The sequence below is a fragment of the Streptomyces sp. NPDC054794 genome, assembly GCF_053611585.1.
Map to the genome: position 1 here is coordinate 1 of NZ_JBSHAQ010000128.1, position 3,979 is coordinate 3,979.

3 protein-coding genes are annotated in these 3,979 nt (G+C 70.2%); all 3 read left to right on the forward strand.

Going from position 1 to position 3,979, the window contains the following annotated elements; all coding sequences use genetic code 11:
* Positions 1–617: 617 nt before the first annotated feature.
* Positions 618–1,121, forward strand: a complete 504-nt coding sequence (locus ACWGKT_RS48260; protein ID WP_453278784.1) for a hypothetical protein — start codon at positions 618–620, stop codon at positions 1,119–1,121.
* A gap of 508 nt (positions 1,122–1,629) precedes the next feature.
* A complete protein-coding gene (locus ACWGKT_RS48265) occupies positions 1,630–2,142 on the forward strand; it encodes a hypothetical protein (RefSeq protein WP_453278785.1) in 513 nt (170 codons plus the stop codon).
* A 500-nt stretch (positions 2,143–2,642) separates the two neighbouring features.
* Positions 2,643–3,506, forward strand: a complete 864-nt coding sequence (locus tag ACWGKT_RS48270; RefSeq protein WP_453278786.1) for a replication-relaxation family protein — start codon at positions 2,643–2,645, stop codon at positions 3,504–3,506.
* Positions 3,507–3,979 lie beyond the last annotated feature (473 nt).

The following is a 3,979-nucleotide window of genomic DNA, read 5'->3' on the forward strand; positions in this document are numbered from 1 at the left end:
ATCGCGCTGCGCGCGATGCAAGCGAACTCGGGCGCTGCGCGCCCGAGTTGCGCTCCCGCTCCGCGGGAGCGCTGGCGGTTCGCTGCGCTCACCGCTCAATCCACCGGCTACGCCTGTGGATTGACACTCCCTCCGCTTTGCTCCGGGAGTGGCCGACCCTCGGGCCGGCGCCCGGGCTCTGCCCGGGTGGTGGCTTCCGCTGCGCTCCAGCCACCCCGCGCTGCCGCGCGGGTGACGGGCCTTCGGCCCGTGCAGCAGCTGGAGGGGCCGGATGGGTCGCTCATCTGGTCTGGGTGTGAGGGGATGTGAGGGTGGGTCAGAAATGGGTCTTCGGGTGGGGCGTGCCTGTGAAGGGGCCGGGGTTGGGCTCCCTCCGGTACCGTGAAGATCCGGGCGGGCACTCACAGCTGTGCTTCAAAGTGGTATCCGGATCGTTTCTGGATCAGGGCTGCCTTGCCACTGCCCGGCGCGCTGGAAATGCCATGTCGAGGCGCCGCACAATAAATAATTCGTCCGGAGTCCCGTTTATCGACTGCCTTCATGGATAGAATAAGAAGTGTCGGGATGGGCGGTAACTCATCCCGACAGCATCTCTAGGCGAAACGAAGGGGAAAAGAATGCAGCTCAAGCCGGTTTCTTTAGACGTCATCGCAGAGGCCCGCGAGGAAGCACACGCGGTCCTGATGACGCTCATGGCGCGGCTGGCGCCGGGTGAGCACGTCCTGCGGCTCGGGGTCGACATGGAGGGGCAGGAGCACCCGCTGAGTGCCACTCTGCCGATCACCGTGCAGGGTGACGGCGGCGCTGATGACCTGGTGGGTGCGGAGCCCAAGTACCTGGACAACTTCGTCTTCCTGTTGACGTGCGGGCTGGCGCAGACCCTGTGCTCGGGCGTGATGTACCTGCGCTCCCCCGCTTCCGGTGCTGACGGGGGCGCCACGGTGCGGGCCTGGCACCTGTGCTGGGGGGCGCTGAACGAGTGCCCCGCTGCTGAGGCGGCCGAGCTGCTCGGTGACCGTGAACCCGGCGCCTACGTGGACGCCTTCGGCGTGCACTCCGCCGACGACGGCGACGACGGGTACGAGGCCGTCTACCCGCCGGTCGCCTACACCGTCCTGTAGAGGACCAAGTGGGCCCGGGGTGCGCCCCGGCCCCTTTCTGCCCCGGTTGGCCCGCACGGGGCGCGGAGGGGTGCTGCGGATGGCGACCCGGCACCTCTCCGCACACAGTTCCCCTCCCTCCGCCCACCGGCACGGGAGGGGAGCGCAGCGGACCGTGGCCCGCTGGGAGGGGAGCGCAGCGGACCGCCCCAGCCGTGCGGACGGCGCAGCCGCCCGCCCTCACTTCCCGAGGCGCGCAGCGCCCTGGGACACCCGCTCCGCGGGGGGAAGAGAAATAAACCGAAATGCTGCGCCACGCCCTGCCTTACAGGGCTGCTTTCTCGAAAGCGGCCGGCCTTATTATCGGGGAGGTGGCGAATTGAATGCTGGCGGGAAATTTCGGATTCAATGGGCCGGTAAACCCTCTCGGAAATTCCCCGCCAGCGTATCTCTAGGCGAGACTGGTCTAGTGTAACGGGGGTCGGTGGTCGTGATGTTGCGCTGCGCACAGCGTGAGGGAGTGTCGGTGATGAGCGAGGACGGCGCGTCGCGTCGGATCGCGGGTGACCGGTGGGTGGTGAGCCGCGCATGGGTCATGCAGCACACCGGGGCGTCGATGGCCACCGTGGCCCGCTGGTGCGCCCAGCGCGAGCAGCACCCGCCGGAGCTCCGGTTCCCGGAGGTGGAGTGCACGCTGGGGCGCACCCACTACTACGACCAGGAGGCCGTGGAGGCGTTCTGGACGGCCTGGCAGGAGGACGTCGGAACCGGCCGTCTTAAGGCTGCTGGGCGGCGCCCGGGGGACGGCCGGGGCAATCAGGGAGGCGGCGCCAGCCGCGCCCAGCGGGACCAGGCCGTGGCCACTGCCCTCGCAGAACTCCGGCAGGCCGGTGGCTACCGGCGTGGCATCGCCGCCCAGCTGGCCCGCGAGCACGGCGGCCATGAGCGCAGCTGGCAGCGCGCCGTGACCGAGGCCCGCGCCCTGTACGAGCACGGGCAGGACACGGACGACGCGGGGCCGGCCCCGCAGCCGTCGCCCTGACGTCCGTCCGCAGCTGCGCCCGGCCAGCGCCCTGGCCCTCCTGGTGCGCCGACTTGTCCGGCGCGGAGCGCGGAGGCCCCGCCGACGCGCAACACCCTTGAGGTCCGCCCTATCCCCCGAGGCTCCGCCACACCACGCCCGCCCTCCCCTTTTCCCTTTTCTTCTTTCTGGGCGGGGGCGTTGTGGGGGTGCAGAGGGGGATGTCTGGCTCCCCGACCACGCCCCAAAGGCATGGTGACCTGCGGATACGCCGTCAGGCGGCGGGAAGGGACAGACAGTTGTCGGCGGGGTTGTCGAAGAGGTCCCCGGCGGGGTTCCCGGCATGGTCGGGGGCGGGGTTATCGCATCGTGACACTGGTCGGGCCTTCGCGGTCGGCCCTCTGGTCGGGGCCGACTGCTGGCCTGGGTCCTGAGCGCGGCGCCGGAGAAGACCGGCGCCACACCGCATGGAAGGGACGACGGTGGCAATGCTGAAGGCCGACGCAGGCACAGGAGACCGGATGGCACTGGCCGTACTGGCCCAGTACCGGATGGCGACGACCGAGCAGATACATGTCGTGATCGCACCCGGGGTACGGATCGAACAGACCCGGCGCCGCCTGGCTAAACTCCACGACGAGGGGCTCATCGACCGCATCACCCTGCCGCAGGCCGGCCGCACCCGGGTCTGGTTCGCCACCCGGTACGGCGTGGACGTCGCCTCCGAGTGGCCCGAACTGCGGGACTGGCGGCCGCCGAAGCTGATCGCCGACCCCACAGCCGCACGGCTACGGGTGGGCCACTCGCTGGTGGTGACGGAGACCGGGCTGGCCTTCCTGCAGGACGCCCGCCGCCGCGGCGACGTCTGCCGGCCCCTGGACTGGATCCCCGAGGTCTACCACCCCCTCGGCAGCGGCGAGGCCGTCATCCCCGACGCCCTCCTGTACTACCGCACCTCCAGCAACGGCGGATCGATGCTGCGGGCCTTCGTCGAGGTCGACCGGGCCACCATGGGACCCGAGCGCCTGGCCGCGAAACTCACCGCCTACGCCCGCCTCCACGACTACATCCCCGCACCCCCACCCGGACGCCCACGCACCGCCGTTGGGCAGCGGCTCCTGGAAGAGGACTGGCGGCGCCGCTACCCCCTGTTCCCGCGGCTGCTGTTCGTCCTAGACGGCACTGGCCCCACAGGCGTCCAGACGCGAATCCGCGCCCTCCACGCAACCGCCTCGGAGCCGGCACTGGCCGGCTTCCTGCGCACCGTCCCTGTCCTCGCAGCGCCCATGACCGACCTGCTCCAGGGCGGCCCGTCAGCACCCGTGTGGCGCCCCGTCCAAGACCCCGAACACACGGTCCCCTGGAGCCAGGCCCGGCACCCGTAGACAACCTGCGCAATCGCTGCGCACCACGCAACGGGTGACGGCTGCGCATCGCACACCGTCTCCTCGTGCAGCGGTGCGCACCGGCCGACCATGAGCGTGACCACAGCCACGAACCCCACCACTGCACGCCGCCGTTCCCGCTCCTCCCCCTGCACAAATGGGGTACGTACCGGCTTGCGCAGACCCGACCACGAACGCCGAAAGCCCCACCACAACAGGTCAGAACGCTGCGCAGCCGATGCGCCGCGCACCAACGAGGCACCTCGGACTACCAGAGCATGACGACAAGACTGTCCCCCGCGCGTGGAGAGCAGACATCTCCCTCATAGCCATGCCACCCGCTTCACCGCAGAGCGCAGCATGCTGATGCGATCCGCCGGCCGACACGTACAACGCCCCGTCCCCGCATAAGAGTGGGGCGGGGCGCCGTGATGTTGCGCTGGTCAGTCGACAGTCACCGACCACGACCCGCG

Excerpts from the sequence above, each read along its gene's own strand:
- ACWGKT_RS48260 (WP_453278784.1), top strand. The coding sequence starts at position 618 with ATGCAGCTCAAGCCGGTTTCTTTAGACGTCATCGCAGAGGCCCGCGAG.
- ACWGKT_RS48265 (WP_453278785.1), top strand. The coding sequence starts at position 1,630 with ATGAGCGAGGACGGCGCGTCGCGTCGGATCGCGGGTGACCGGTGGGTG.
- ACWGKT_RS48270 (WP_453278786.1), top strand. The coding sequence starts at position 2,643 with ATGGCACTGGCCGTACTGGCCCAGTACCGGATGGCGACGACCGAGCAG.